The 26,199-nt window shown below is 33.2% G+C and carries 26 protein-coding genes; 14 read left to right on the top strand and 12 right to left on the bottom strand.

What is annotated here, in order from left to right:
• Positions 1 to 11: 11 nt before the first annotated feature.
• Positions 12 to 4,397, bottom strand: coding sequence for a DNA polymerase III subunit alpha (dnaE, locus tag Q0975_RS07370; RefSeq protein WP_299434891.1), 4,386 nt, complete (start codon positions 4,395 to 4,397; stop codon positions 12 to 14).
• A 233-nt stretch (positions 4,398 to 4,630) separates the two neighbouring features.
• On the bottom strand, positions 4,631 to 5,509 hold the full coding sequence (locus Q0975_RS07365; RefSeq protein ID WP_299434889.1) for a DUF6252 family protein: 879 nt from the start codon (positions 5,507 to 5,509) through the stop codon (positions 4,631 to 4,633).
• A gap of 363 nt (positions 5,510 to 5,872) precedes the next feature.
• Here Q0975_RS07365 and Q0975_RS07360 point away from each other — a divergent pair, with 363 nt between their 5' ends.
• From Q0975_RS07360 to Q0975_RS07350, 3 genes are read left to right on the top strand one after another with little or no spacing between them, the layout of a single operon-like run.
• Entirely contained in the window at positions 5,873 to 6,406 is a 534-nt protein-coding gene (locus Q0975_RS07360; protein WP_299434887.1) for a 30S ribosomal protein S16, read from the top strand.
• Between the two features lie 14 nt (positions 6,407 to 6,420).
• A complete protein-coding gene (rimM, locus tag Q0975_RS07355; RefSeq protein ID WP_299434885.1) occupies positions 6,421 to 6,945 on the top strand; it encodes a ribosome maturation factor RimM in 525 nt (174 codons plus the stop codon).
• Positions 6,946 to 6,949: 4 nt separating this feature from the next.
• Entirely contained in the window at positions 6,950 to 7,663 is a 714-nt protein-coding gene (locus Q0975_RS07350) for a methyltransferase (protein ID WP_299434883.1), read from the top strand.
• Positions 7,664 to 7,768: 105 nt separating this feature from the next.
• Here Q0975_RS07350 and Q0975_RS07345 read toward each other — a convergent pair whose 3' ends face one another.
• The gene (locus tag Q0975_RS07345; protein WP_299434881.1) at positions 7,769 to 8,080 is read right to left on the bottom strand and encodes a hypothetical protein; all 312 of its coding nucleotides are present in this window, start codon (positions 8,078 to 8,080) and stop codon (positions 7,769 to 7,771) included.
• Positions 8,081 to 8,469: 389 nt separating this feature from the next.
• Here Q0975_RS07345 and Q0975_RS07340 point away from each other — a divergent pair, with 389 nt between their 5' ends.
• The 6 genes from Q0975_RS07340 (at position 8,470) to Q0975_RS07315 (ending at position 13,628) form a co-directional block, all read left to right on the top strand.
• Positions 8,470 to 9,648, top strand: coding sequence for an acyl-CoA dehydrogenase family protein (locus Q0975_RS07340; protein ID WP_299434879.1), 1,179 nt, complete (start codon positions 8,470 to 8,472; stop codon positions 9,646 to 9,648).
• A gap of 83 nt (positions 9,649 to 9,731) precedes the next feature.
• Positions 9,732 to 10,295: a DUF3575 domain-containing protein gene (locus tag Q0975_RS07335; protein ID WP_299434877.1), complete on the top strand. Its 564-nt coding sequence runs from the start codon at positions 9,732 to 9,734 to the stop codon at positions 10,293 to 10,295.
• 32 nt (positions 10,296 to 10,327) lie between these two features.
• Complete coding sequence (locus Q0975_RS07330; RefSeq protein WP_299434875.1) at positions 10,328 to 11,005, top strand: glycerophosphodiester phosphodiesterase family protein; 678 nt, start codon at positions 10,328 to 10,330, stop codon at positions 11,003 to 11,005.
• The gene (locus Q0975_RS07325; protein WP_299435894.1) at positions 11,002 to 12,219 is read left to right on the top strand and encodes an NAD(P)/FAD-dependent oxidoreductase; all 1,218 of its coding nucleotides are present in this window, start codon (positions 11,002 to 11,004) and stop codon (positions 12,217 to 12,219) included. The genes Q0975_RS07330 and Q0975_RS07325 overlap by 4 nt, the downstream gene beginning before the upstream one ends.
• Positions 12,216 to 12,764, top strand: coding sequence for a DUF1697 domain-containing protein (locus Q0975_RS07320; RefSeq protein WP_299434873.1), 549 nt, complete (start codon positions 12,216 to 12,218; stop codon positions 12,762 to 12,764). The genes Q0975_RS07325 and Q0975_RS07320 overlap by 4 nt, the downstream gene beginning before the upstream one ends.
• 81 nt (positions 12,765 to 12,845) lie before the next feature.
• Positions 12,846 to 13,628 carry a hypothetical protein gene (locus tag Q0975_RS07315; RefSeq protein ID WP_299434871.1) on the top strand — a complete coding sequence of 261 codons (783 nt, stop codon included), beginning with the start codon at positions 12,846 to 12,848 and terminating at the stop codon, positions 13,626 to 13,628.
• Between the two features lie 107 nt (positions 13,629 to 13,735).
• On the opposite strand, the gene Q0975_RS07310 is transcribed toward Q0975_RS07315, so the two are convergent.
• Together Q0975_RS07310 and Q0975_RS07305 are read right to left on the bottom strand one after the other, a co-directional pair.
• Positions 13,736 to 14,293, bottom strand: a complete 558-nt coding sequence (locus tag Q0975_RS07310) for a TetR/AcrR family transcriptional regulator (RefSeq protein ID WP_299434869.1) — start codon at positions 14,291 to 14,293, stop codon at positions 13,736 to 13,738.
• Positions 14,294 to 14,319: 26 nt separating this feature from the next.
• A complete protein-coding gene (locus Q0975_RS07305; RefSeq protein WP_299434867.1) occupies positions 14,320 to 14,793 on the bottom strand; it encodes a TspO/MBR family protein in 474 nt (157 codons plus the stop codon).
• Positions 14,794 to 14,891: 98 nt separating this feature from the next.
• Between Q0975_RS07305 and Q0975_RS07300 the strand changes: the two genes are divergently transcribed.
• The 3 genes from Q0975_RS07300 to Q0975_RS07290 are packed head-to-tail and all read left to right on the top strand — an operon-like array spanning position 14,892 to position 17,883.
• Positions 14,892 to 15,977, top strand: a complete 1,086-nt coding sequence (locus Q0975_RS07300) for a diphosphomevalonate decarboxylase (RefSeq protein WP_299434865.1) — start codon at positions 14,892 to 14,894, stop codon at positions 15,975 to 15,977.
• Positions 15,978 to 16,024: 47 nt separating this feature from the next.
• Positions 16,025 to 16,960: a mevalonate kinase gene (locus Q0975_RS07295; protein ID WP_299434863.1), complete on the top strand. Its 936-nt coding sequence runs from the start codon at positions 16,025 to 16,027 to the stop codon at positions 16,958 to 16,960.
• 14 nt (positions 16,961 to 16,974) lie between these two features.
• Complete coding sequence (locus Q0975_RS07290) at positions 16,975 to 17,883, top strand: geranylgeranylglycerol-phosphate geranylgeranyltransferase (RefSeq protein ID WP_299434861.1); 909 nt, start codon at positions 16,975 to 16,977, stop codon at positions 17,881 to 17,883.
• A gap of 70 nt (positions 17,884 to 17,953) precedes the next feature.
• Here Q0975_RS07290 and Q0975_RS07285 read toward each other — a convergent pair whose 3' ends face one another.
• Positions 17,954 to 18,298, bottom strand: a complete 345-nt coding sequence (locus Q0975_RS07285; RefSeq protein WP_299434859.1) for a hypothetical protein — start codon at positions 18,296 to 18,298, stop codon at positions 17,954 to 17,956.
• Positions 18,299 to 18,752: 454 nt separating this feature from the next.
• Between Q0975_RS07285 and Q0975_RS07280 the strand changes: the two genes are divergently transcribed.
• On the top strand, positions 18,753 to 19,709 hold the full coding sequence (locus Q0975_RS07280; protein ID WP_299434857.1) for a carbon-nitrogen hydrolase family protein: 957 nt from the start codon (positions 18,753 to 18,755) through the stop codon (positions 19,707 to 19,709).
• A gap of 48 nt (positions 19,710 to 19,757) precedes the next feature.
• The gene (locus Q0975_RS07275) at positions 19,758 to 20,597 is read left to right on the top strand and encodes a pseudouridine synthase (protein ID WP_299434855.1); all 840 of its coding nucleotides are present in this window, start codon (positions 19,758 to 19,760) and stop codon (positions 20,595 to 20,597) included.
• Between the two features lie 66 nt (positions 20,598 to 20,663).
• Here Q0975_RS07275 and Q0975_RS07270 read toward each other — a convergent pair whose 3' ends face one another.
• From Q0975_RS07270 to Q0975_RS07245, 6 genes are read right to left on the bottom strand one after another with little or no spacing between them, the layout of a single operon-like run.
• Positions 20,664 to 21,491 carry an alpha/beta fold hydrolase gene (locus tag Q0975_RS07270; protein WP_299434853.1) on the bottom strand — a complete coding sequence of 276 codons (828 nt, stop codon included), beginning with the start codon at positions 21,489 to 21,491 and terminating at the stop codon, positions 20,664 to 20,666.
• Entirely contained in the window at positions 21,481 to 21,924 is a 444-nt protein-coding gene (locus Q0975_RS07265; RefSeq protein ID WP_299434851.1) for a hypothetical protein, read from the bottom strand. Before Q0975_RS07265 ends, Q0975_RS07270 begins: the two co-directional genes overlap by 11 nt.
• Entirely contained in the window at positions 21,921 to 23,300 is a 1,380-nt protein-coding gene (locus Q0975_RS07260; RefSeq protein WP_299434849.1) for a mannosyltransferase, read from the bottom strand. Before Q0975_RS07260 ends, Q0975_RS07265 begins: the two co-directional genes overlap by 4 nt.
• Positions 23,300 to 24,772 (bottom strand): cellulose synthase family protein, encoded by a 1,473-nt coding sequence (locus tag Q0975_RS07255; RefSeq protein ID WP_299434847.1) that lies wholly within the window; start codon positions 24,770 to 24,772, stop codon positions 23,300 to 23,302. The genes Q0975_RS07260 and Q0975_RS07255 overlap by 1 nt, the downstream gene beginning before the upstream one ends.
• Positions 24,772 to 25,464 (bottom strand): glycosyltransferase family 2 protein, encoded by a 693-nt coding sequence (locus tag Q0975_RS07250; RefSeq protein ID WP_299434845.1) that lies wholly within the window; start codon positions 25,462 to 25,464, stop codon positions 24,772 to 24,774. Before Q0975_RS07250 ends, Q0975_RS07255 begins: the two co-directional genes overlap by 1 nt.
• The gene (locus tag Q0975_RS07245) at positions 25,465 to 25,962 is read right to left on the bottom strand and encodes a hypothetical protein (protein ID WP_299434843.1); all 498 of its coding nucleotides are present in this window, start codon (positions 25,960 to 25,962) and stop codon (positions 25,465 to 25,467) included. It lies immediately after the preceding gene.
• Positions 25,963 to 26,199: the final 237 nt, after the last annotated feature.

The raw sequence follows: 26,199 nt of genomic DNA, 5'->3' as shown, positions 1-26,199 counted from the left end.
CTTTACATTTCCTAATTCAACTTATAATACACAGAATCATTTTCCAGAGCAATCAGTAGTTCTTGAGAAATATTTACCTTCTGTTTTCGGCTAGGCATATGTAGTTTTAATTTTTCTGCCATTTCGAATATCACAAAATTCAAAGTATGATTTCCGGTATGTTCAGTTAATAATTCTTTTAGGGCATCGATTCTTTTATCAGAAAGGTCATTGATATCTAGTTGTATGGTTAACTTTCTGGCATAAGTTTCCATTACATCATGTAGTAACTGGAAACTATTAAATTGTATTCTCGGATCACCTTTTTTGCCAGTATCCCTATTTACCCAACCTTCTTTTATAAAAGCTTTAGCATATACAAAGGTACTTTGTACTAAGAACGGTCTGTGTTTTAGATAGTCTTCTCCAAAAATTCTGAATTCGTGCGCCGTATTATAATCTTCAATAGTGAAAATAGCCCAACCTTTTCCGTTTTTAGAGGTACGGTGTTCTACACCTGTAATCACACCACCAAATGAGATTTCTCGATTTAAGTTGTTTTCTAAATCGACGAAGTTTAGAAGCGATCCGTTACAGAAATATTTCATTTCATATTTAAAATCATCCAAAGGGTGTCCGGAAAGATAAATACCTACTACTTCTTTTTCTCTAGCCAGTTTTTCCATCGTTCCCCATTCTTCGCAAGGAGGGACTATTGGTTCAGGAATCTGAACATCGCTGGCTTCGCCAAATAGACTTACTTGAGAGGAATTTTCGTTTTCTTGATACTTGGATCCATATTTCATTGCTTTTTCTAGAAACGTAACGCTGTCTCCATCCTGATAAAAATATTGACCTCTGTGGGTATCTCCAAAAGAGTCGAAGCCTCCTGCTAAAGCTAAGCTTTCAAATGCCTTTTTATTGGCTGCGCGTAAATCAATACGTTTTGCCATGTCAAAAATCGATTTATACGGGCCATCTTCTTTTCTGTTTTCTACAATGGTGGCAACTGCACCAGTACCAACGCCTTTGATTGCTCCCATACCAAATCGCACGGCACCATCTGCATTTACTGAGAATTTTCTATAAGATTCATTAACATCTGGCCCTAATACATCTAATTTCATTCGTTTACATTCTTCCATAAAGAAAGTAACTTGCTTGATGTCATTCATGTTATTAGAAAGTACAGCAGCCATATATTCTGCAGGATAGTGTGCTTTTAGATATGCTGTTTGGTAAGCAATCCAGGCATAACAGGTAGAGTGAGATTTGTTAAAGGCATAAGCAGCAAAAGCTTCCCAATCCTTCCATATTTTTTCCAGACTTTCTTCTGCGTGTCCTTTGGCTGAAGCTTGCGAAATAAATTTTGGCTTCATTTTATCCAGAACAGCTTTCTGTTTTTTACCCATTGCTTTACGAAGTACATCTGCCTCACCTTTGGTGAAATCTGCAAGTTTTTGCGATAATAGCATTACTTGCTCTTGATATACTGTAATTCCGTAGGTTTCTTTTAAGTATTCTTCACAGGCTTCAAGGTCATAGATAATTTCCTCCGTACCATGTTTTCGATTAATAAAACTAGGAATATATTCTAAAGGACCAGGACGGTATAATGCATTCATTGCAATAAGATCTGCAAAAACTGTAGGCTTTAATTCCTTCATGTATTTTTGCATCCCAGGAGATTCATATTGGAACACACCAACAGTTTCTCCTCTTTGGAACAGTGCATAGGTTTCTTCATCATCCAAAGGAAAATTCTCAGGGTCGAGTTCTACTCCATGTTTCGCTTTTACAATTTTAACCGTATCCTTGATTAAAGTTAATGTCTTCAATCCCAGGAAATCCATTTTTAGTAGCCCTGCATCTTCTACCACAGAGTTGTCAAACTGCGTACAGTACATGTCAGAATCCTTGGCTAAGGCGACAGGAACGAATTTCGTAATATCATCAGGAGTAATAATGACACCGCAGGCATGAATCCCTGTGTTTCTTACGGATCCTTCTAGTATTCTTGCCTGATTTAAGGTTTCAGCCTCCAGATCATCACCTTCAGCAATTTTGAGAAGTTCATTTACTTTTTCTAATTCATCGCTTCTAAATTTCTTCTTTAATGTAGCTTCATCTACACCAAATATCTTTCCTAATTTAGACATGTTAGGAATCAACTTGGCAATACGATCTGAATCCCCAAGAGGCAGATCAAGTACACGAGCGGTATCACGTATGGAAGATTTTGCTGCCATGGTACCATATGTAATGATCTGTGCTACTTGATTAGCACCATATTTTTCAATTACATAATCCATAACACGGCCACGTCCTTCATCATCAAAATCAATATCGATATCGGGCATACTTACACGATCTGGATTTAAGAATCTCTCAAAAAGTAAATCATACTTAATAGGATCGAGATTGGTAATCCATAAACAATAGGCAACAGCGGATCCTGCTGCAGATCCACGTCCAGGACCTACTGAAACTCCCATATCTCTTGCAGCACGTATAAAATCTTCTACAATCAAGAAATATCCAGGATATCCGGTTTTTTCGATTACTTTTAGTTCAAAATCAAGTCGTTCATCAATAGAGGGAGTAATTTCTCCGTATCTTATTTTTGCTCCTTCATACGTAATGTGTCTTAGGTAAGCATTTTCACCTCTTTTACCGCTATCAATTTTATCTTCTTCGGATTGAAATTCTTCAGGAATATCAAAGGCTGGTAATAATACATCTCTGGCAAGTACAAAAGGTTCTATCTTGTCGACAACTTCTTGTATATTGATAATAGCTTCGGGAAGGTCTTTGAATAAATTTTTCATCTCTTCAGAAGACTTAAAATAATATTCTTGATTAGGTAAGCCATAGCGATAACCTCTTCCTCTACCAATTGGTGTAGCCTGCTTTTCTCCATCCTTTACACACAAAAGAATATCGTGAGCATTGGCATCTTTTTTCTCGCAATAATAGGTGTTATTAGAGGCGATAGTTTTTATGTTATGCTTTTTGGAGAATTCGATCAATACCGGATTTACACGATTTTCATCTTCTTGATTATGACGCATAATCTCTATGTATAGATCATCACCAAATTCTTCTTTCCACCACAATAAAGCTTCTTCAGCCTGTTTTTCACCTATATTTAATACTTTACTTGGGACTTCACCATAAAGGTTCCCAGTAAGTACTATGATATCTTCTTTGTATTGTTTAATAACCTCTTTATCAATCCTAGGTAAATAGTAGAATCCATCTACAAAACCAATTGAGGACATTTTTGCAAGGTTATGATATCCGTTTTTGTTTTTAGCGAGTAAAACTATCTGATATCCGTTATCTTTTCTGGATTTGTCTTTATGATTTTCACAAACAAAGAATTCAACACCAACGATTGGTTTTATTTCTGCTTCAGTAGGTTCCTCACCGTTTTCTATAGCTTCTGCGTTAGCAGCTTTTACACTTTTGTTGTGATTTGTGACAGCAGAAACAAAATGAAAAGCACCCATCATATTTGCGTGGTCGGTCATTGCCACAGCTTTCATTTTATGTTTTGCAGCTACTTTTACTAAATCAGGAACACTAGTGGTAGATTGTAAAACTGAGAATTGAGTATGATTATGAAGATGTGCAAAGTTTACAGAATCCAGTGCAGCGATATTGTCTTTAATTTCTTCCTGAGAAATATTAGAGCCGCCTTGCTGATCCAGAGCTTCTTGAATTTTTTGCGAAGCTTTTTTGAGATTTATGTGTTTTAGACCTATTAACTGAATAGGTTCTTTGTGAATTTCTTTAAAATTCTGGAAATAATCAGGTTGTACATCCAGTTCTTCCAGTGTAAAAACTTGTTTACGAATTAATTCCAGAAAACATCTAGTGGTGGCTTCTACATCGGCAGTTGCGTTATGTGCTTCTCCAAAAGCGGTTCCAAATAGATACTGGTGTAGCTCTGTTAAAGTTGGAAGTTTAAATTTTCCTCCACGACCTCCAGGAATTTGACATAAACTAGCGGTAGTTTCTGTACAAGTATCCAGAACTGGTAGTTCTTGCAGTTGGTTTTCGATACCAAGTCTGTAAAACTCAGCCCCCATAATATTAACGTCAAAACCAACATTCTGACCAACGACGAATTTAGTTTTGGATAGTGCGATATTAAATTTCTCCAGAACTTCATCTAATGTAATACCGTCTTGATCGGCTAAGGCGGTAGAAATTCCATGAATTTTTTCCGCATCATATGGAATATTGAATCCTTCAGGTTTTACTAAGTAATCCTGATGCTCAATACAATTACCCATTTCATCATGCAATTGCCATGCGATTTGTATACATCTTGGCCAATTGTCTGTGTCACTTATTGGAGCATCCCAACGTTTAGGTAAACCTGTAGTTTCGGTATCAAAAATTAAATACATAAAAGATCAGTTTCGAGAAGGTTCAATCTTCCAATGGAAGCGATCTTCAAAAATAACTAAAATGATAGGTTTGATTGATTAAAAGTTATTCAGATTTATCAACTATTAGGTATTAACTTCTTTTTTAGGGAATTAAAAAAATGGTAGTAATTGAGTCTTGTTGCTTTAATTTTTAAAAAAAAAGCGTTCACCAATTATTTGGTGAACGCTTTCCAATTATAGTTGAGTTATGGTTAATATCCGTAATCAAATTGTCCTTCTGTAACAATTGCACCACTTGTAGTATTGAATTCAAAACTACCACTGATACATTTGGATTCAGTATCGTGAGATGTAATTGTAAGTCTTCCTGAGACTGCAGACGATTTATCATTGTCTAAACTGTATGTTGCGCTATATGCTCCAGATCCTGTTAAAGAATGTTCTCCAACGGTAACATCAATAGGGAAAACAATAGTTATTTCTTCGGTTTCGTTACTAGCTTTGATTAGAATTGATGGAGTATTTACTCCAAATGGAATAGCGTCATGATCGTCTGTGATCATTTCATTACCATTAATCATAGCAGTTAGAGATGCATTAAGAAGACAAGGATTGATTTCTTCTTCTTCCTCTTCAACGTTTATTACAATCTCTTCTTGTTCTGGTTCTTCTACTTCAGGAACAAAATTCTCTATAGGTAGTCTATAAAACCAACCATTTTGAAAACTCATAGATTTTCCATTACTACCTTTAAGGTCTTCGAAATAGAAATTACCAGAAATTAGATTATCATGAATTTCTGTAATTACAATTTGTCCATTGCTCACGCCGTCTTCTGAGATGAATTTAACATCGTTTTTCTCAAAACTTACTTTGTTTATAGCTTGTTGTTCTATTCTATAAGTTCCGGTATTTGTAGAAGATGTAGTAAAGCTTATGGATTCAGTTCCTGTGTTTCCTACAATTACTAATGTTCCGTCATCGTGAATAATTGCTTTTCTGACATCAGGTCTGAATAATTTTCCGTTAACTGTAGCTTGTAATCCAGGTGAATTCACCTCAATATCGGTAGTACAGGAATTAAAAATCAGGCATACTAATGCCAATAGTGGGGTAATTTTTTTAATCATACTCTTGGGGCTTTAAAAAATCCAACTATAGTAAAGCTATAGTCAAATGTTCTGGTACAAACATATAATGAATATTTCAGGAAAACAATTTTTTTACGATAAAAAACACAATTTTTGACGATTAATGATAAAAAACATCGATGAAATACACAAAATGATAATTTTAGGAGAAGTAAAGTAAGTTTTTACCTTTGTTTTGAGATGGAAATTTTATTGATCATAAAACTGTTTTGGAGCTTGTATTAATAAGAGTATTTATAATATGTAATTAAAGACTAATGATTTTAGTGCTAATTTGCTAAAAATGATTACATTTGCGCACTTAAATTATAAACGGGGTCGAGTACCCAAAAATTAATTAATATGTCTGTTAAAATAAGATTACAGAGACACGGTAAAAAAGGAAAGCCTTTTTACTGGATCGTAGCAGCAGATGCTAGATCAAAAAGAGATGGTAGATATTTAGAGAAATTAGGTACCTACAATCCAAATACCAATCCAGCGACTGTTGACTTAGATGTTGATGGAGCTGTACAATGGTTACAAAATGGAGCACAACCTACTGACACGGCTAGAGCTATTCTTTCTTATAAAGGAGCAATGCTTAAAAATCACCTTGCAGGTGGAGTTAGAAAAGGAGCTTTAACTGAAGAGCAAGCTGAAGAAAAATTCAATGCTTGGTTACAGGAAAAAGATGGTGCTGTTGGTGCTAAGAAAGATTCTTTAGCAAAAGCAGAAGCAGATGCTAAAGCAAAAATTCTTGAAGCAGAAAAAGAAGTAAATGCTAAGCGTGAAGCTGATGCTGCAGAAGCTGAAGCGTCTGCAAAAGCAGAAGAAGTAGCGGCAGAAGCTACAGAAGCAGAAGTAACTGAAGAAGCTAGCAACGAGGAAGAATAGTTGCATTATTGACGATGAAGAAAGAAGATTGCTTCTATCTAGGCAGAATCGTAAGTAAATTTAGTTTTAAGGGCGAAGTGTTGGTAAAACTTGACACTGACGAACCTGAAAGTTATGTGAAAATGGAATCAGTTTTTGTTAATTATAACAAAAACCTGGTTCCATTTTTTATTGAAAAAAGTTCACTTCATAAAAGTGATTTGCTTAGAGTAAAATTCGAAGATGTTGATTCTGAAGAAGGTGCAGATGATCTTATGAAAGCAGAAATATATCTGCCACTAAACCTTTTGCCTAAACTTGAAGGAGATAAATTCTATTTTCATGAAGTAGTAGGCTTTAAGATCGTAGACAATAATTTTGGTGAGGTCGGTGTAATTAAGCATATTAATGATACTACCGCTCAAGCACTTTTTGAGATCGATCGTAATGGTATTGAAATCTTAATACCCATGAATGATGAATTTATAGATAAAGTAGACAGAGAAACAAATACAGTTTTTGTAAATACTCCAGAAGGATTGATTGATCTTTATCTTTAATTGAATGTCCAAGCCATTTAAATTCAAACAATTTACCGTACATCAGGATCGCTGTGCTATGAAAATAGGAACTGATGGAGTCTTATTAGGTTCTTGGGTTCCAATATCTGATGAAGTTAATTCTATATTGGATATAGGTGCAGGAACCGGTGTTATTGGGTTGATGATGGCTCAACGTTCTTATGCAGAAACTATCGATGCTCTAGAAATTGATGATAATGCATATGAGCAAGCGGTAGAGAATTTTGAAGCTTCAGATTGGGGAGATCGATTGTTTTGCTATCATGCCTCTTTTCAGGAGTTTTTTCAGGAAATTGAAGACGAATATGATTTATTAGTAAGTAATCCCCCATTTTATGCGGATAATTATAAAACTTCAGACATAAGTCGTGATACAGCGAGATTTGAAGATGCTCTGCCTTTTGAACATCTTTTTGTAGGAGCTTCTCATTTGCTGTCGGAAAAGGGTAAGTTTGCTGTTATATTACCTTTTAAGGAAGAAGAGAGAGCTATAGGTATTGCAAAAAAAACGGGGTTGTATCCTCAAAAGATTACTAGAGTCAAAGGAAATCCTTCTTCCGAAATTAAAAGAAGTATGTTGTTATTTGGTTTTAACGAAGTAGCGTTTGAATCAAGCGAACTGATTATAGAAAATGCAAGGCATCAATATACCTCTGAGTACATTGAATTGACCAAAGACTTTTATCTAAAAATGTAAATAAAAAAGGAGAGCTATAATAACTCCCCTTTTCCAAATTCAATCACTCTACGAAGTTTAATTTATATTCCTATAAATTAACGCTCTTAAGATTTTTACAGCAAATTAGTCTTTAGTAATCCAATTTCCGTCAGCATCACAATGTACTTCTACTGTTTCACCATCTTCTTTAGTAAGTTCTAACTTAAACTCAGATGCATCTTCTTTAGCGGCTGCTTTACTAATTGTTGCACCAGCAAAATCTTTTGCTACAGCATCAAGTACCGGTTGAGGTAAATTCTCGACAGCTAATTCAATATATTTTTCCTGAGTAGTAACTTCTACAGTTTCATCAGAAGACGTTTCTTGTGCAGCGATACTTTGTGTTCCTAATAAAAGTCCAAAAGCTAATACTGGTAATACAAATAAATTTTTCATTTTGTTCTTAGGTTTTAATTATTCTTTATTTCGTTATCTAGTAAATAGAGATAATTGTGCCAGATGAATTTCTATTAGATATTTGTATTTAAGCAACTGATATACAATATTTTAAATAAAATCTTAATAACGTTAAAGGCTTCTAAAATGTGTGGAAACTGACTGTGGAATGCGGAAATTATCCACAAATAGTATCAGATTTAGAGCAATATACAAGGGTTTTGGATAGTCAGAATTTCGTAGATCACGGATATTAAGTATCCTTAATGTTTTATATTATATTTTAAGAAGTCAAAAAAAATTGGTTGCTCTTTTTTCATTAATTACATTTGTTAGCGGTTTATTAACCATAATTTTGAAAATAGTATAAAATATAAATACAAAATACAATGAAGCCCGATCTTTTTGAAGCACCAGATTATTATAATTTAGATGAACTTTTAACAGATGAACATAAATTGGTTCGAGATGCTGCTCGTAGTTGGGTAAAACGAGATGTCTCTCCTATCATAGAAGAATATGCACAACGTGCAGAGTTCCCAAATCAAATTATTAAAGGATTAGCTGATATAGGTGCATTTGGCCCTTATATTCCAGAAAAGTATGGAGGAGCAGGATTGGATCAAATTAGTTATGGGTTGATCATGCAAGAAATAGAAAGAGGAGACTCGGGAGTACGTTCTACTGCTTCAGTACAATCTTCTTTAGTAATGTATCCTATTTGGAAATATGGTAGTGAAGAACAACGTAATAAATATCTTCCTAAATTAGCATCAGGAGAGTTTATGGGGTGTTTTGGTCTTACTGAACCGGATCACGGATCTAATCCTGCTGGGATGACAACTAATTTTAAAGATAAAGGTGATCACTATTTGCTTAACGGAGCTAAGTTATGGATATCCAATGCTCCTTTTGCGGATATCGCGGTGGTTTGGGCAAAAAATGAAGAAGGAAGAATTCATGGACTTGTGGTAGAACGAGGTATGGAAGGTTTTTCTACTCCAGAAACTCATAATAAGTGGTCGCTTCGTGCATCAGCAACCGGAGAGCTTATTTTTGATAATGTAAAAGTACCTAAGGAAAACCTATTACCAGGAAAAAGTGGACTAGGAGCTCCATTAGGTTGTTTGGATTCAGCTCGTTTCGGTATCGCTTGGGGTGCAATTGGGGCTGCTATGGATTGTTATGATACAGCTTTGCGTTATTCTAAAGAAAGAATTCAATTCGACAAACCAATCGGAGGAACACAATTACAGCAAAAGAAGCTAGCGGAAATGATTACTGAAATTACAAAAGCGCAGCTGCTTGCCTGGCGATTGGGAGTATTAAGAGAAGAAGGAAAAGCGACTACTGCTCAGATTTCTATGGCGAAACGTAATAATGTAGATATGGCTATTAAAATAGCTAGAGAAGCAAGGCAAATTCTTGGCGGAATGGGAATTACTGGTGAGTATAGCATTATGAGACATATGATGAATCTGGAAAGTGTAATTACCTATGAGGGAACTCATGATATTCATCTATTGATTACTGGTATGGATATTACAGGGATTCCTGCTTTTAAATAATATTGACTTATTAAAATAATGACGCCTTAGTTTTTCTAAGGCGTTTTTTTGTGGATATTTGCCGCTTCAAAAAAATTAAATCAATGAAAAAAATAATTTCTATTTTAGTATGTGGTCTATTTGTGTGTTCATCTTTTGCTCAGGATATGGCAAAGGTAGAACCAGTACAATTTCGAATAAATTTTCTAACTCCAGGAGCAGAAGTTGAATTTGGAGTTACTAAAAACTCTACCATATTATTAAATGCAGGTTTTTTGTGGGGTATTGGATCCAGCGAAGATTTTAACGGAAATATAGAGACTAACTTTGCAATTCTTCCTATAATTGATGGGCAGTACAGATATTATTACAACCTGAAACAAAGAGAAGAAAAAGGTAAAAATATTTCCAAAAACAGTGGTAATTTTATAGCACTAAAGGGGACTTATTATTTCACAAAGAGTTTTCTTGAGGATTTGGAAGGTAATGAAGAAGATCTTTTTACAGATGAAAGTGATCTGTCTGTAATTGGATTAGCGTATGGAATACAACGAACATATTTCGATTGGCTTCATATAGGTTTTGAAGGCGGTATAGGTTATGGACAAACTCGCACAGATAATGTAATATTACCGATACTATCATTTACTATTGGATACGCTTTTTAATTAATTTAGAAGTGATTAAAATATTTAAATAGATGAAAATATTTGGACATCGTGGAGCAGCTGGATTGGTTGCCGAAAACACATTAGAATCTATAGCTCAAGCTCTGAAGCATAATGTAGACGGAATAGAAATTGACGTTCATAAATGTAAATCAGGAGAACTGGTGGTTATCCATGATGAAACATTACAAAGAACTACCAATAGTAAAGGAAAGGTTTCTGAATTCACTTTACAAGAATTAAAAAAATATAGAACCAGAGAAGGATATAGGATTCCGACTCTTAATGAAGTATTAGATTTTGTGAATGCTACATGTACTCTTAATATAGAGCTAAAAGGAATTGGCACTGCTAATCCCGTTGTAGAGCTTTTGGAAAAACGAATCAAAGATTCGAAATGGGATTATGATCATTTCATCTTATCTAGTTTTGATCACTCTCAGTTATTCCAAATAAAATCTAGAACTTCTGCATTTAAATTAGGGGTGCTAACGGAAAAAAATATCCCTTCCATATTAAAAGTAGCTGAATCGCTAGAAGCATTTTCTGTACATCCACCGATTTATTCTTTACAAAAAGAAGAAGTCATTTTGGCAAAGGATAAAGGTTATAAAGTATATACCTGGACAGTAAATGATTCATTTATGATAGAAGCATCAAAAACCTGGAAGGTTGATGCAATCATTACAGATTTCCCTAATTTTGCATAATGCAATATGATCTCTTAATAATCGGTGGTGGAGCAGCAGGTTTTTTCACAGCTATTAATGTAGCAGAAAATGATCCAAGTCTAAAAATAGCTATTCTCGAAAGAGGAAAAGAAGTACTATCCAAAGTTCGGATTTCTGGTGGAGGAAGATGTAATGTAACACATGCGGAGTTCATTCCTAATGCATTGAGTAAAAACTATCCGAGAGGAGAGAAAGAACTTATCGGCCCTTTTCACACTTTTATGACAGGTGATACAATGGAATGGTTTGAAAGCCGCGGAATATCTTTAAAAATAGAGGACGATGGAAGAATTTTTCCTGTTTCGGATTCATCACAGACCATTATAGATTGTTTTTTATCTGAAACCAAGCGATTGGGAATTCAGGTTTTGACGAATCATGCTGTCAAAGATTTTTATCAGCAAAACGAAAATTGGAAAGTAGTCACAAGTCAAGGAGATTTTGAAACGGAAAAACTAATGATTGCTACTGGAAGCAATCCGAAAATTTGGTCAAAGTTACAGGCCTTAGATCATCATACAATTGATGCAGTTCCATCTTTATTTACATTTAATATAAAAGATACTAGAATCAAAGGTTTGGCTGGTGTTGCAACGAACGCTTCGGTACAAGTAAAAGATTCTAAATTATTTAGTGATGGTCCATTGCTTATAACACATTGGGGAGTGAGTGGTCCTGCTATTCTTAAGCTTTCTGCTTGGGGAGCTATTGAACTGAATTCTTATGAATATAATTTTGAAGTTATCGTCAATTGGTTACAAGATTATTCTCAGGAAGAAGCAATAGACATGCTTAAAGTATTAAAAGATAAAAACCCAAAACAACAAGTGTTCAAATATGCTCAGTTTGAGCTACCGAAAAGACTTTGGCAGAGCTTAGTTATTGCTTCAGGTATAGAAAATACTACTCGATGGGCAGACACCAATAAATCTCAACTTAATAAATTGTCTGAACAACTAATTAGATGTGTTTTTAAGGTAAATGGGAAGAGTACATTTAAGGAAGAATTTGTAACAGCTGGAGGGATAGACCTTAAAGAGATAAACTTTAAAAATTTTGAGAGTAAGAAACATAAGAATTTGTATTTTGCTGGAGAAGTGTTAAATATTGATGCTATAACAGGAGGATTTAATTTTCAGAATGCTTGGACGGGTGGTTATATTGCTGCTCAGGCTATTACATCAAAAAAATGAATACATATATCGCATTACTTCGAGGAATAAATGTAGGGGGTCATAAAAAGATTGAAATGGCTGATCTTAAGAGGATTATGGGGAAATTAGGGTTTAGCGATGTGGTAACATATATCCAAAGTGGAAATATTGTTTTTAAAGATCTTTCGGAAAATATAGATGATTTGCAAATTAAGATTAAGACTGCAATTAAGAAACATTTCGGTTTCGATGTGCCCGTTTTAATTATTACTCATAAGGATCTTAGTGAAATTCTTAATAACAATCCTTTTGCAAAAAGATTAGAAAGAGAAGAGATTGAAGATAAAAAAATGTACTTCATGCTATTATATGATCAACCAGATCCAATAGCCGTAGCAGAACTTTCTAAAGTTTCTTTTGACCCTGAAGAATTCATAATTACTAAAAATGTAATTTACTTATTTGCAGCCATTGGTTATGGAAAAACTAAACTACACAATAACTTTTTTGAAAAAAAACTAAAGTGTCAAACCACTACAAGAAACCTTAGGACACTAAATAAGTTATTGGAATTAAGTATTTAAGAAGTTAGTTGTCCAAATACTTCTCGGAAATCTGTGTAATTTTTTGTATCTTAAAAAGGTTTAACCATTACCTTATTAACTATGAAAAAAATTACACTAGTATTTATTATTATTTTTATCTGTAATAGCTTTAATATAGGATATGCCAATGAAGAGGAGCCTATAAAAAAGTTGTTGATGAATTATATAAATAAGATTAACGATTTAGAAAGAGGAGCCAAAAAAAATGATGTTTTGTATCTATTTGATGAAAAATATAGCGGTAATACCGTCTATGTTAATTTATCAGGAGCTTTGGTCAGAAAAGATTATGATAAGAAAAATGTTTCTTCGCAATTAGATGATATCATAAATGATGACAATTATAGTTTCAGATTGACGTTAGATAAAGTTGTTTTTCAGAGTCAGAAAGAAAATGCTGGAATCATCTCGGCAGTTGTTACCTTCGAATCCTTTATTAATAAAAAACTAGCAGAAAAAGGAACTATGCTGATGGATATGGTAGGTATTAAGGTTAATGAGCGATGGAGTATTGTGCAAAATAACATGGTGAGAGTTTCTGAAGCAAAAGACATTGGGGAATGTGTTTGTTATATGTATGGAAATGGAGATACTAAATTTGTGACTGAAGTTTATTTTCCGGCAGGATTAGAGTATGACCAGAAATTAGAATCTTTTCAGATAACCAGGAAAAATGGACTAAGAATTATAAAATCTCATAGTGATGAGTTTTCCTGGAAAGGTAATGGCAATTTGTATTATAAAGGAAAATCTATTGGGAAAACAAAAGAAACGAAGGAAGCAATACAAATAGCAGTTAAAAAATTATACAAAGATTCTTGTGTGAATGTCATATTTAATTAAGATGATACTATCCAGATAATATATTTTAAAACTAAAGATCAATACATCCTGCCAAAGAATAATTTGGCGGGATTTTTTATGTGAAATTTAAAGATAAAACTGAATATTTAATCTCTTAAGAAGCCTTTCCAGGATATTTCTATAGCTTGATTAATGTGTTTATCTAATAGTTTTACTTTTTCGTTTTCGTGGATTTTTACAATGGAGACTACATTTCCAAAAAATAACTCTTCCATCACCATAGAATTATATGATTTAAATGTTTTTTTACGGATACCTGCTTTAAAATAATTTTCAATTTCGGCATAGTATTGTCTTGCTTTATCTTTTAAAGATTGTGGAATCTCAGGAGATCGCGCTATTTGCTCAGAAAACACAAAAGCAAGTGGGTTATTTACAAAATAATGAAACAGGTTCAGCCACATTATGGAAAATTGCTTTTTAACATCATCCTCTGGGATATTTCGCATAACCACAGTACCAAAATCTTGTGTAAGCATTAAATAAAGTTCTGTTATGATCTCTTCTTTATTCTTGAAATGATGGTATACAGTACCATTGGCAACACCAGATTCTTTGATAATTTGAGAAAGAGAAGTTGCCCGTATTCCTTGTTTTGTAATTAATTCTAAAGTAGTCTGTAAGACGATTGACTTTTTGTTCATAAATAAATTATTCCTTCATTCTTGGTTTAGTTAAGTTGCCATATACTAAAATTCAATGCAGCTGCAAAAGCAACCCAAATCAAGTAAGGGATAAGTAGGTAAGCGGCCGTTGAGTTTACAACTTTAAACCACTTGATTGTAAACAATAATAGGATAAACAGGGCAAGTATATCCACAAGTGCGATCAATGGATTGCGCATTCCAAAGAAAAAAATGGACCACGCAGCATTGAGTAAAAGTTGAAACCCAAAATGATATAACGCAGTTTTTACCCATTTATGATAAAAACCTTTACTCCAAACAATTCCTGCTGCAATTCCCATTGTGACATATAGGATTGACCATACAGGAGCAAAAAGCCAATTGGGTGGCGTAAAGAAAGGCTTTTTTAGAGTTACGTACCAAGTACTAATGGATGTTTGAGTAGCAATACTGCTCAAAAAACCAATTAATACGCACAATAATACAGCGATACCAATACGCAGTAGCTTTTTTTTCATTTAGGATTAGTTAGTTAAATACTAAAATAGCAATTTATTTTTACTAGCTTACTTTAAAAACCACATAACAACTTATCTTTGCCAAAATTATTTACATTATGGGTGATTATAGTCAGTTTATCACTAAAAAATCTTTAACAATACCAGAAAAAGGATCTATTTCTTGTAAATCACCAAGTAATATTGCGTTGGTTAAATATTGGGGAAAGAGACCTGTTCAATTACCAGAGAACCCTTCAATAAGTTTTACATTAGATATGTGTACAACGGAGACAACATTAAGGTATGAGAAGCTGGAGAATATTTCAGAAGATTTTCAGTTTGAATTGTTTTTTGAGAATGAACCAAAACCAGATTTTAAACCAAAAATCCAAAGTTTTTTTCAAAGAATTGCCATATATGTTCCTTTTCTTAAGGATTATAAATTCATAATTGAAACCAGTAATACTTTTCCTCATAGTAGTGGAATAGCTTCTTCTGCAAGTGGTATGAGTGCATTGGCATATTGTTTAATGCAGTTAGAAAAAGAAATGAATTCGGAAATGACGGATGAGGAATGTATACAAAAAACCTCCTTTTTGTCTAGGTTGGGATCGGGAAGCGCAAGTAGAAGTATAGAAGGACCAATAACAGTCTGGGGATCTCATAAAGATATAGAAGGTAGTGATGATGCATATGCTATTAAATTTCCATATACGGTTCACAATAATTTTACTAACTATCAAGATACTATTCTTCTGGTTGATAAAGGTGAAAAGCAGGTAAGCAGTTCGGTTGGCCACGATTTAATGCACGGCCATCCTTTTTCTTCAGAACGATTTAATCAAGCGAATACAAATATCCTAGCGCTCAAGGATATTCTAATATCTGGAGATTTAGATGCATTTATAGAGATTGTGGAAAGCGAAGCTTTAACGTTACACGCTATGATGATGACCTCGCTACCCTATTTTATATTGATGAAGCCAAATACGTTATCCGTAATCAACAAGATTTGGGAGTATAGAAAAGAAACAGGTTCCAAGGTATGTTTTACACTAGATGCTGGTGCTAATGTGCATGTATTGTACCCAGATGTTGAGAAAGATCAGGTCATGGATTTCATTAAGAGTGAGTTAGTTGTATATTGTCAGAAAGGGCAGTATATTTGCGACAAAATAGGATTGGGTGCCAAATTGTTGTAACTTTATCCTAATTAGTTAGACAAATTGGATATAAGGAAAACAAATTGATGAAGGGACCACTTTTTTACTCGAAAATACTTTTGTTTGGAGAATACGGTATTATTAAAGATTCTAAAGGTCTTTCTATACCCTATAACTTCTTTAAAGGAGCCCTAAAGGTGTCTGATAATCCAGATGAACAAGCTGTTAAATCCAATAAAAATCTAAATAACTTTGCTGAATACTTAGAAAAAATTCAGGATAAGGATGTTGTGAAATTCGATTTACAAAGATTAAAGGATGATGTAATATCCGGAATGTATTTTGACAGCAGTATTCCTCAAGGATATGGAGTAGGTAGTAGTGGAGCATTAGTAGCTGCAATTTATGATAAATATGCAGAGGATAAGATTACAGTTTTAGAAAACCTCACTCGTGATAAACTACTAAAGCTAAAAGAAATTTTCGGGCTGATGGAATCGTTTTTCCATGGGAGTAGTTCTGGTTTGGATCCTTTAAACAGTTACTTAAGTTTACCTATACTTATTAATTCCAAAGATAATATAGAACCGGCAGGAATTCCTTCTCAGAGTGTAGATCATAAAAAAGGAGCTGTATTCTTATTAGATAGCGGAATCGTAGGAGAAACTGCACCTATGGTAAGTATCTTTATGGAAAACATGAAGCAAGAAGGTTTTCGTACGATGCTTAAAAACCAGTTTGTAAAGCACACTGATGCTTGTGTTGATGATTTTCTTCAGGGAGATATAAAGTCTTTGTTTTCTAATATTAAGCAATTGTCAAACGTTGTGCTAGATAATTTTAAACCCATGATTCCAAAGCAATTTCACGCATTGTGGAAAAACGGAATTGAAACTAATGACTACTATCTTAAACTATGTGGTTCTGGTGGAGGAGGTTATATTCTAGGATTTACCCAAGATTTAGACAAAGCACAGGCTGCACTTAAAGATTATAAGTTAGAGGTGGTTTACAACTTTTAATATATTTTCATCGGATGCTTTCCAGAAAAAATAAACTCATTCTTCTTAAGTTATTGAGTCTGTTTTCTATTGTAAGAGGTTATAATATTCTTATCATTGTTCTGGCTCAATATCTTACTTCCATTTTTATTTTAGCTCCAAATATTCCGTTAAGAAAAGTATTTTTTGATACGAATCTTTTTGTTATTGTTTTGGCATCTGCAGGTGTAATTGCTGCGGGATATATTATCAATAACTTTTATGATCGAGAAAAAGATTTAATAAATAGGCCGCAGAAAACTATGTTGGATCGTCTGGTAAGCCAGCGAACTAAGCTAACAGGGTATTTTGTGCTTAATTTCCTTTCTGTAATATTTGCAAGTTATGTATCGTTTAGAGCGGTATTGTTTTTTTCTTTATATGTTTTTGGCATCTGGTTCTATTCTCATAAGTTGAAGAGAAAACCTTTTCTAGGAAACTTTGTAGCTTCTATATTATCAATAACACCATTTTTTGCTGTATTTATTTACTACAAAAATTTTGATGAGGTTATTTTTGTTCATGCTACTTTTTTATTTTTAATGTTGGTAATGAGAGAAATGGTTAAAGATCTTGGTAACCTTAGAGGTGACGTTGCTCAGAATTATAAAACTATTCCTATTATTTATGGAGAGTCCACTTCTAAAAAAATCATTAGTTTATTTGTGTTCGCTTCTTGTATTCCTATTTATCTATTGCTAACAAGATATGAGGTTGGGTTTATGTACATCTATTTTTATGTTTGTCTAGGACTTTTACTTTTATTCCTGATTGCCTTATGGAAATCTGATGGTAGAACGCATTATGTGTGGTTACATAATATCTTAAAACTGATTATAGTGTCTGGTGTTTTTAGTATTGTGTTGATTGATGTTAACATGATTCTGGATAGAATACTTTGGTAGAAAACATAAAAAAAGCAGTTACATTATTTTAATGTAACTGCCTGTTTCTTTGTAGGTTTTGCGTTAAGAACTAAGCTTCAGGATTTAATACCTTTAGTTTTAGTTTAAACACTTTGTTTCCTGTTGTAGTGATGTAAGAATCAATTTTTTTATAGTTCAATCTTGATTTTACATAAGATTCTACTGACTCTTTTTCTGAATCAACAGTAAGAATTACGATCTCACCTTTTGCATTTAAGATGAACTCAATATTTGCATTGATTTCATTTCCGTCTAATTCGATTTGAGGCTTGTCTAATAAAAGAACAATCTCGCTTCTTAATTTTTGTTCTGTTGTTTCTTTTGTGCTTTTGTCATTGGCAAAAATCTGAGTTGATGCTAAAACGGCTACTACTAATACAATTAATTTTTTCATTTTTACGTGTTTTTGATTTGAGTTATAAAATATTGTTTGTTTTAATTTTACAAGACAAATGTAGACGTGATGGATGGTTTTTTTTGAGTTTGAATTTTATTAGAACGTATTCCTAAGTTTACCTTTAGGTAAAAAATGATAGGTTTTAACATAAATTGAACTTTGAATGATATATACTTTTTATAAGTTTACTTTGTGAGTATGAAGGTGGATTGATTTTTTTGATATTAAATTCTCAAATGCTATGCTTCTTATCATGCGAATAATTGAATTTTTGAGCCCTCTCCAATGTTAATTTAACGTTATCTGATGGTTTAACCGTAATGCAAATTTTTGTTTTTAAGTATTTGAAAATCAACTTCTTGAATGTTAATTATTTGTTAATCAAATTCATAAATTTTCTAAATTACACCAGTATATCTGGGTATATAAATTATAAAATTAGATATTCTTTATGGAGAATCAATTACTTACTGTTGCATTAGCTCAGATATCCCCTGTTTGGCTGGATAAAAATGCCACCATAGAAAAAATTAAAAAAACAATCATTGAAGCTGCTTCAAAAAAAGCAGAGCTTGTTGTGTTTGGTGAAACCTTATTGCCAGGGTATCCTTTTTGGGTTTCTCTTACAGACGGCGCTCAATTTGATAATAAAACACAGAAGGAGATTCATGCGCATTACGCGCAGAACGCTGTAGTAATAGAACATGGAGACCTTGATAGTATTTGTAACCTTGCTAAAGAACATACGATAGCGATCTATTTGGGTATTATAGAACGACCATTAGATAGAGGAGGTCATAGTTTATATGCCTCCTTAGTATATATAGATCAGAATGGAGAAATTAAATCAGTACATCGCAAATTGCAACCAACATATGAAGAACGTTTAACATGGGCTCCAGGAGACGGTAACGGGCTTCGTGTACATCCATTAAAAGCATTTACTGTTGGAGGTTTAAATTGTTGGGAAAACTGGATGCCGTTGCCAAGAGTTGCTTTATATGGGCAAGGAGAGAATTTACATGTAGCTGTTTGGCCAGGAAGTGATTATAACACCAAAGATATCACTCGTTTTATTGCTAGAGAATCAAGATCTTATGTGATTTCGGTTTCTAGTCTGATGCGTAAAGAAGATTTTCCTTCATCCACGCCACATTTAGATGAAATTCTAAAAAAAGCACCCGATGTGTTAGGAAATGGAGGTTCATGTATAGCAGGACCTGATGGCGAATGGATCTTAGAACCTGTGCTTCATAAAGAAGGACTATTGATAGAAACTTTGGATTTTAATCGAGTATTACAAGAACGTCAGAACTTTGATCCAGTCGGGCATTATTCTAGACCAGATGTAACTCAGTTAAGTGTGAATCGAGAGCGGCAAAGTACGGTTTGGTTTGGAGAAGAATAGTTGTTATTGCTAACAACTAAACAACTATCTTTGCAAAAAATGTAAGATATGAGTCGTGGTGACAATTCCAACAAGGGAAAAGGAAGTGAAAGACAAGGAGGAAGACCAAAAAGGAAGACATATACTAAAGGTAATGCTCCTATAAAAAATAAAAATAACTCACCTAAGAAGATTTCTGATTCTGATGAAATCCGATTAAATAAGTTCGTTGCTAATTCTGGAGTTTGTTCCAGAAGAGATGCAGATTTGTATATCAAGACAGGTAGTGTTTGGGTAAACGGAAAGCCTATTACTGAAATGGGTTACAAAGTAAAATTGACCGATGAGGTTAAATTTGATGGTCGTCTTATTACGCCAGAGAAGAAAGAGTATGTACTGCTGAATAAGCCTAAAGGATTTGTAACTTCAATGAGTCCTGAGAAAACTAGAACAGTAATGGATTTAGTTGCTAATGCCTCTAAATCTTTGTTGAAACCTGTGGGGCGATTAGAACGTAATACAACAGGATTATTATTATTTACCAATGATGTAGATTTAGAAAAGAAATTAACACATCATAAAACTGGAGTTCGTAAAATCTTTCATGTAGAATTAGATCGTAACCTGAAGTTTGAAGATTTTCAGAAAATAGAAAAAGGAATCAAACTAGTGGATGGGTTTATAAAAGTTGATGAAATTTCTTATATAGAAGGAGCAGCAAAAAGCGAAATAGGAATTCAGCTAATGTCTTCTAAAAATGGAATTGTAACGAAGCTCTTTGAACACCTTAATTATAATGTTGTGAAATTAGATAGAGTCATTTTTGCAGGATTAACCAAAAAAGATCTTCCTAGAGGCCATTGGCGTATACTTACCGAGCAAGAAGTTATTAACTTGAGAATGATGTAAGCTTAAGATTTATAAAATGACTAAAAGAAATGGGCAAGACTAATAATCTTGCTCATTTCTTTTAGTTTAATACCTAGCCAACAACTCCTTCAACTCATCATAATATTGTTTAGAAAGGTAAATACCATTATGCCCAGCACCTTTGATGAGTGTAAGTTCGATTTTATCAGGATATAATTTTTTTAATCGTTTCGAATGTTCTTCTGGTTTGATCAGAAAATCTCTGGAACCATGAAAAACCCGAACAGGACAATTGACCTCTCCTAAGAATTTATAGGATGGAATTTCGTAGTTGATTAATGCTTGTGGAACAGGAGCCATACTAGCTATAAACTCATTCCAGGCATAATATGGAGCTTCTAAAATAAGAAGTTTAGGATTATTCTTTGCTGCAGTATACGATGCAAATCCTGTTCCTATTGAATATCCTAATACAATAACATCTTTTTCATTATAACGGGTAAGGACATAATCATATATTTTTTGTGCATCGTTATACAACTCAGATTCTTCTTCATAAAAACTGTCACTTTTACCATACCCTCTGTAATCCACAAATAATACATCAAAGTTGTTTTCTGTATATAAATAGGCTCTTTCTCCCCATTCGTGGATTGCTCCTGCATTTCCATGAAAGTACAAAATCACGCCTTTACTAATAGAATCAGTTTTAAATAATAATGCATTTAAATTCACATCATCTTCTACCGATATATTGATTTCTTCAAAAGGTTGATCAAAAGAATAAACGTAATCCTTATCTAAGATTTTAGGGTTAAAAAAGAAGCGTTCTTGTTTTATGTATAAAAATATGTATCCACAAAGAATCAAAATAACAATGAATGCTGTGAATCGTAATAATCTTCGTCCTATTTTTCTGAAATTAATTGTCAAGGTTGTGTTGTTGTTTTTTTAGTATGAATAATTTTCCCGTCAATTCTATTAAAAGCATAAAACCTTCTTCTTTTTTATTAAAAAGCTTAATAGTATCAGTGCTCAATAGTTTTAAAATTTCATCATTCGATGAAGAATAGAAATTTATAAAGAAAACATCATCGTAGTGATGTTCGATTTCAAAATTGCCGGCATCAATTTCTCTAGATTCCTTAAACAAGATAAATTGATTTTTTATAAATCTAATATGATAATTGCAATCTGGTCTCCTTACATTTGATTCACAAAAGTGTTTGTTGGTTCTATAGTTACATAAATCCCAATCACTTTGTAGTGATTTCGTAATCATATTAATGTCCTGAGAAAATGAAAAGCCACATATAAGAGATGTTATAAGTACTAAGGAGATTTTACTATGTAGTTTAAAACTCAATTATAAATAGATTTTAATGAAACTCTTTTTGTGTTTTTAAACACTTCAAAAATAAAAATACCAAATACGATACTATATTGGAGAGCAACAAACCATAAATTTTCTTTAAAATCAGGATGTATGTATGCTGTATAGCTTAATATAATGACAAAAGACCACCAAATTGGAAATGTATATTTGGTGAAAACACAAAGTGCTAAAGGAACTGCCAGATACCAAGGATGAACTGTAGTAGATAAGAAATAATAACTGCAGATACCAATAACCATTACCGTAATTAACTGAGTTGTTTTTCCGTTTTTTCTAAAAAAAGTTAATAGCAAAAGAATACCTATCACAACTAACGGTAAAATTTTTCCAACAGTACCAATGATATTCCAACCAATAGTTTGATAACCAATCCAACGAATGATATAATAAATACTAGCATTAAATTCAAAATTCTGAAACCAAAGCCCAATAGTCGTACCGAAATTAGAAATAAATTCAGAAGACAAAAAAGGAGCAAAAAGGAGCACAGTTACTAGGATGATTATACTATAAAAACCTATTAGTTTAAGAAATCGATTTTTAATGCTGATGTGATTTAGCCCAACAATAAACTTCTGAAAAAACAATGGCAAAAATAACAAAGGAATTAATTTCACAGATACAGAAAGTGCTAAAGCAATAGCAGCCCAATACCAATATCCTTTTTGTAAAAGATATAAAGACCAGATGATAAAAAATATCATTACGGCTTCAAAGTGAAGGTTTCCGGTAAGTTCTATAATGATGAAAGGATTAAGTACGTACCAAAAGATTCTATTTTCTGGTATATGGAGCATTCGCAATAATTTTCTACCAAAGAAAAAAGTACCAACATCTGCTAAAATAATCAGTAATCGCATAACAACTACTGAACCCAGAATAGTTTTTCCGGAAAAAACTCCAGCTATTAAATAACAAAATTGACTGATAGGAGGATAATTGGTATAATGACTACCATTAAGTGTACCCATTCCTGTATATAACTCCTGTGCCTGAAGAATAGGAGAATTGCCCTGTGAAATCCATGTTTCTGGTAATGATAGATAGGGGTTAAACCCTTCTAGTAACATTCGCCCATCCCAGATAAAGCGATAAAAATCCTGCGAAAGGTTAGGTGTTGCTAACAGAAATATGATTCTAAACCCTAACGCAATACCAGCTAAGAGTTTACTATTATTAGGATTAGTCTGGATGATTTTATAAGTCAGAAAGAATAACCCAATCCATAGACCAAATATTTTTATGAAATCAGTACGTTCTAACTGATACGCAAAACTCCAATAAAATAAGGCACAAATAAAGGTGAAGATTATGGAAAGTTTATTGTATTTCCATAGTGCAGCCATTACATTTTAGAAGTAACAGATTTAAAGAATACAAACCCAAACCCAAGGAATAACATAATATGAAACAAAAACAATCCAAAGTCCTGAAGCTTAAAAGCACTATAAAGAGCAAATGCAAAATAACACATAAGCAATGCCTCTATAATTGTGTTTCCGGAGATATTTTTATTGACGTATTTGTTCCCTTTCCAGGAATCCTTAAGGTTATTAATATTAAACTTAGGAGTTCGTACAAATTCACTTTTCTTTCCGAAATGGCCTTCTAAAACCGCCATAGAATTATGCACTGAGAATCCCATTGCTATTGAAAAGAAGGTAAAGAACATTTTTATATATTCTATGAAATTCCAAAATCCTCCGCTATGAATTTTCTTGAAGGTATGCCAGTAACAGAAGAAAAATATAACTGTACTTAAGGCAAAAAATGCGATCACGTTAAAGTACCAACTAAACATAGGATTACTATTTTTAATGTACATCACAGGAACACTTAAAACTGCAACCAGTAACACTAGTAAAAACATACTACTGTTCAATAAGTGAAAAAAGCTATGAAATTTAGTTTTAAAAGGAACACTCTTATCTTTCAGCATTTTCCAATATAGTTTCTGGAAATTTTCTGCGGCACCTTTGTTCCATCTAAATTGCTGAGAACGAGCGGCACTAATGACAACCGGCAATTCAGCTGGAGTTTCTACCTCTTCTAGATATTTAAATTTCCATTTTTTGAGCTGTGCTCTGTAACTTAAGTCTAAATCTTCGGTCAATGTATCACCTTGCCAGTTTCCAGCATCTTCAATACATTTCTTTCTCCATACACCTGCGGTTCCATTAAAATTAATGAAGTGGTCTTTATAATTACGACCTACCTGTTCCATGGTAAAATGAAAATCCAGTGCAAAAGCCTGAATTTTGGTCAACATAGAATAATTTCTGTTGATATGCCCCCAACGTGTTTGTACAACACCAATGTTTTCTTTTTTGAAATAGGGAATTGTCTGAAGCAGCCATTTTTTGCCAGGAAGAAAATCAGCATCAAAAATTGCTATAAATTCACCTTTAGCAGTTTTTAAACCTTCTTTTAATGCTCCTGCTTTAAATCCCGTTCTATTTTCACGACGGATGTGCTGAATATCTAAACCTACTTTTTGTAATCTCTCAATATGACTTGCAGTAGTTTCCACAGATTCATCGGTGGAATCATCTAATACTTGTATTTCTAATTTGTCTTTAGGATACTCTAATAACGCAATGTTATCCAGTAAACGATCCATTACATAGAGTTCATTATAAACTGGTAACTGAACCGTAATGTATGGAGTTTCTTCTTCTTTAGAGAGGTCAAAAATAGGAGAGTTATCCTCTATTTTTCGGGACTTTAGGTAGTTGAATAGTAAATTCAACTGCGCCAAACTGTACAAGAAAATTATTAGTAACGCTAGTGTATAAATAACAATGATAGCAATATCCATTACGCAAAGCTATATTTAAAAATCCAACTTAAAATCTTAACGCCTGCAAAGATAGCACCTTTTATGGTTCCTGAAACTTTTGAGACGCCTATTCTCTTTTTATAGCGAACAGGAACTTCTACATATGTAAAACGTTTTTTTATGGCTTTTAACTGCATCTCTACTGTCCATCCATAGGTTTTGTCCTGCATATTTAGTTCCATAAGTTTATCATATTTGATTGCTCTAAAAGGCCCAAGATCTGTAAATTTTGCGCCAAAAAACAAGTTCATTAAACTGGTAGCAAGCCAATTTCCAAAAATCTGAGGAACGGTCATAGAACCTGATTCTCTTAATTTTTTATCTCGTGCGCCAATGACCATATCCATATCTTGATTGATAATAGGGGCAACAATTTTCGTTAATTCCTCAGGGTAATCGCTATAATCACCATCTAGGAATACAATAATTTCCGGAGTAGTTTTTTGTGAAGCAATATACTCTAATCCTTTAAGACAGGCATATCCGTATCCCATTCTTTCCTCTCTTAATACAATAGCTCCAGCTTGTTTTGCTACAGTTTCCGTATTGTCAGTAGAATTATTACTCACTACAATTATCTCAGAAACTTCCTTAGGAATTTCTTTAATTACGTGACCTATAGAGCCTTCTTCATTATAGGCAGGTATGATAACTTTGATTAAGGGATTCATTTATAGGGAAGCATTGGGATTATCTTTTTTGAAGCTAAAAATATCTGTCCATTCTCCGGTCTTTTGATCATCAATGTATTTCTCTGCTTTAAAAAGTTTGTCATTTTTATATAATAGACAGTACCCGTTTTTTTTATTATTTTGATATTGATACTTTCTGGTAATTTGATTTTTATTATTACCAGCGGCAATATCGTAAATAATCCACCATTTTTCTGCTTTATCGTTTGTAAAATGCCCTTCCTTAATAAGTTTATTTTCTGCCGAATAGAAATACCAGTATCCAATTTTTTTATTATTTCTAAAATGTCCTTGTTCCGAAATGTTTCCATTGGAGTGATATGTATACCAATAATCTATCTTTTGATGATCCATTTTCCATCCTTCAGCCTTAATTGAGCCGTTACTATAATATTCTCTATGATATTCTTTTTGAGCTTTTATTTGGTTGCCAAAAAAAGAAAATGTCGCTAGTATTATGAAGAGTTTGTGCATCATGTATATTATACCTGTGTGTACTTAGACGAGAACCTTTAAAGATACCTACAAGAAAAAATTAAAAAAGATAATTTGATAGTAAATAAAGGGCGTGTGAATATAGTAATGTTCTTACTTTTGTGTAAAAAAATGAACAAAATGTGCTTTTTATCGATTTTTTTGTTAACTTTAACGATATTTCGTAATTGTAAATTTCTATTCTATAGAAATTTTAACGGGGCTAAATAAATTGATGTT

This window comes from uncultured Aquimarina sp., from assembly GCF_947500065.1.
In the GTDB taxonomy this organism is placed as follows: Bacteria; Bacteroidota; Bacteroidia; order Flavobacteriales; family Flavobacteriaceae; genus Aquimarina.
The sequence above is the reverse complement of the archived record's forward strand: the minus strand, read 5'-3'. Positions and strand labels throughout refer to the sequence as shown.

Coding starts and splice junctions, on each gene's coding strand:
- Q0975_RS07310 (WP_299434869.1), bottom strand. CDS start 14,293: ATGAACAAAAAGTCAATCGTCTTACAGACTACTTTAGAATTAATTACA.
- Q0975_RS07350 (WP_299434883.1), top strand. CDS start 6,950: ATGTCCAAGCCATTTAAATTCAAACAATTTACCGTACATCAGGATCGC.
- Q0975_RS07245 (WP_299434843.1), bottom strand. CDS start 25,962: ATGATGCACAAACTCTTCATAATACTAGCGACATTTTCTTTTTTTGGC.
- Q0975_RS07280 (WP_299434857.1), top strand. CDS start 18,753: ATGGAGAATCAATTACTTACTGTTGCATTAGCTCAGATATCCCCTGTT.
- Q0975_RS07255 (WP_299434847.1), bottom strand. CDS start 24,772: ATGGATATTGCTATCATTGTTATTTATACACTAGCGTTACTAATAATT.
- Q0975_RS07285 (WP_299434859.1), bottom strand. CDS start 18,298: ATGAAAAAATTAATTGTATTAGTAGTAGCCGTTTTAGCATCAACTCAG.
- dnaE (WP_299434891.1), bottom strand. CDS start 4,397: ATGTATTTAATTTTTGATACCGAAACTACAGGTTTACCTAAACGTTGG.
- Q0975_RS07305 (WP_299434867.1), bottom strand. CDS start 14,793: ATGAAAAAAAAGCTACTGCGTATTGGTATCGCTGTATTATTGTGCGTA.
- Q0975_RS07360 (WP_299434887.1), top strand. CDS start 5,873: ATGTCTGTTAAAATAAGATTACAGAGACACGGTAAAAAAGGAAAGCCT.
- Q0975_RS07260 (WP_299434849.1), bottom strand. CDS start 23,300: ATGGCTGCACTATGGAAATACAATAAACTTTCCATAATCTTCACCTTT.
- Q0975_RS07365 (WP_299434889.1), bottom strand. CDS start 5,509: ATGATTAAAAAAATTACCCCACTATTGGCATTAGTATGCCTGATTTTT.
- Q0975_RS07290 (WP_299434861.1), top strand. CDS start 16,975: ATGCTTTCCAGAAAAAATAAACTCATTCTTCTTAAGTTATTGAGTCTG.
- Q0975_RS07315 (WP_299434871.1), top strand. CDS start 12,846: ATGAAAAAAATTACACTAGTATTTATTATTATTTTTATCTGTAATAGC.
- Q0975_RS07335 (WP_299434877.1), top strand. CDS start 9,732: ATGAAAAAAATAATTTCTATTTTAGTATGTGGTCTATTTGTGTGTTCA.
- Q0975_RS07295 (WP_299434863.1), top strand. CDS start 16,025: ATGAAGGGACCACTTTTTTACTCGAAAATACTTTTGTTTGGAGAATAC.
- Q0975_RS07345 (WP_299434881.1), bottom strand. CDS start 8,080: ATGAAAAATTTATTTGTATTACCAGTATTAGCTTTTGGACTTTTATTA.
- Q0975_RS07330 (WP_299434875.1), top strand. CDS start 10,328: ATGAAAATATTTGGACATCGTGGAGCAGCTGGATTGGTTGCCGAAAAC.
- Q0975_RS07275 (WP_299434855.1), top strand. CDS start 19,758: ATGAGTCGTGGTGACAATTCCAACAAGGGAAAAGGAAGTGAAAGACAA.
- Q0975_RS07340 (WP_299434879.1), top strand. CDS start 8,470: ATGAAGCCCGATCTTTTTGAAGCACCAGATTATTATAATTTAGATGAA.
- Q0975_RS07300 (WP_299434865.1), top strand. CDS start 14,892: ATGGGTGATTATAGTCAGTTTATCACTAAAAAATCTTTAACAATACCA.
- rimM (WP_299434885.1), top strand. CDS start 6,421: ATGAAGAAAGAAGATTGCTTCTATCTAGGCAGAATCGTAAGTAAATTT.
- Q0975_RS07250 (WP_299434845.1), bottom strand. CDS start 25,464: ATGAATCCCTTAATCAAAGTTATCATACCTGCCTATAATGAAGAAGGC.
- Q0975_RS07320 (WP_299434873.1), top strand. CDS start 12,216: ATGAATACATATATCGCATTACTTCGAGGAATAAATGTAGGGGGTCAT.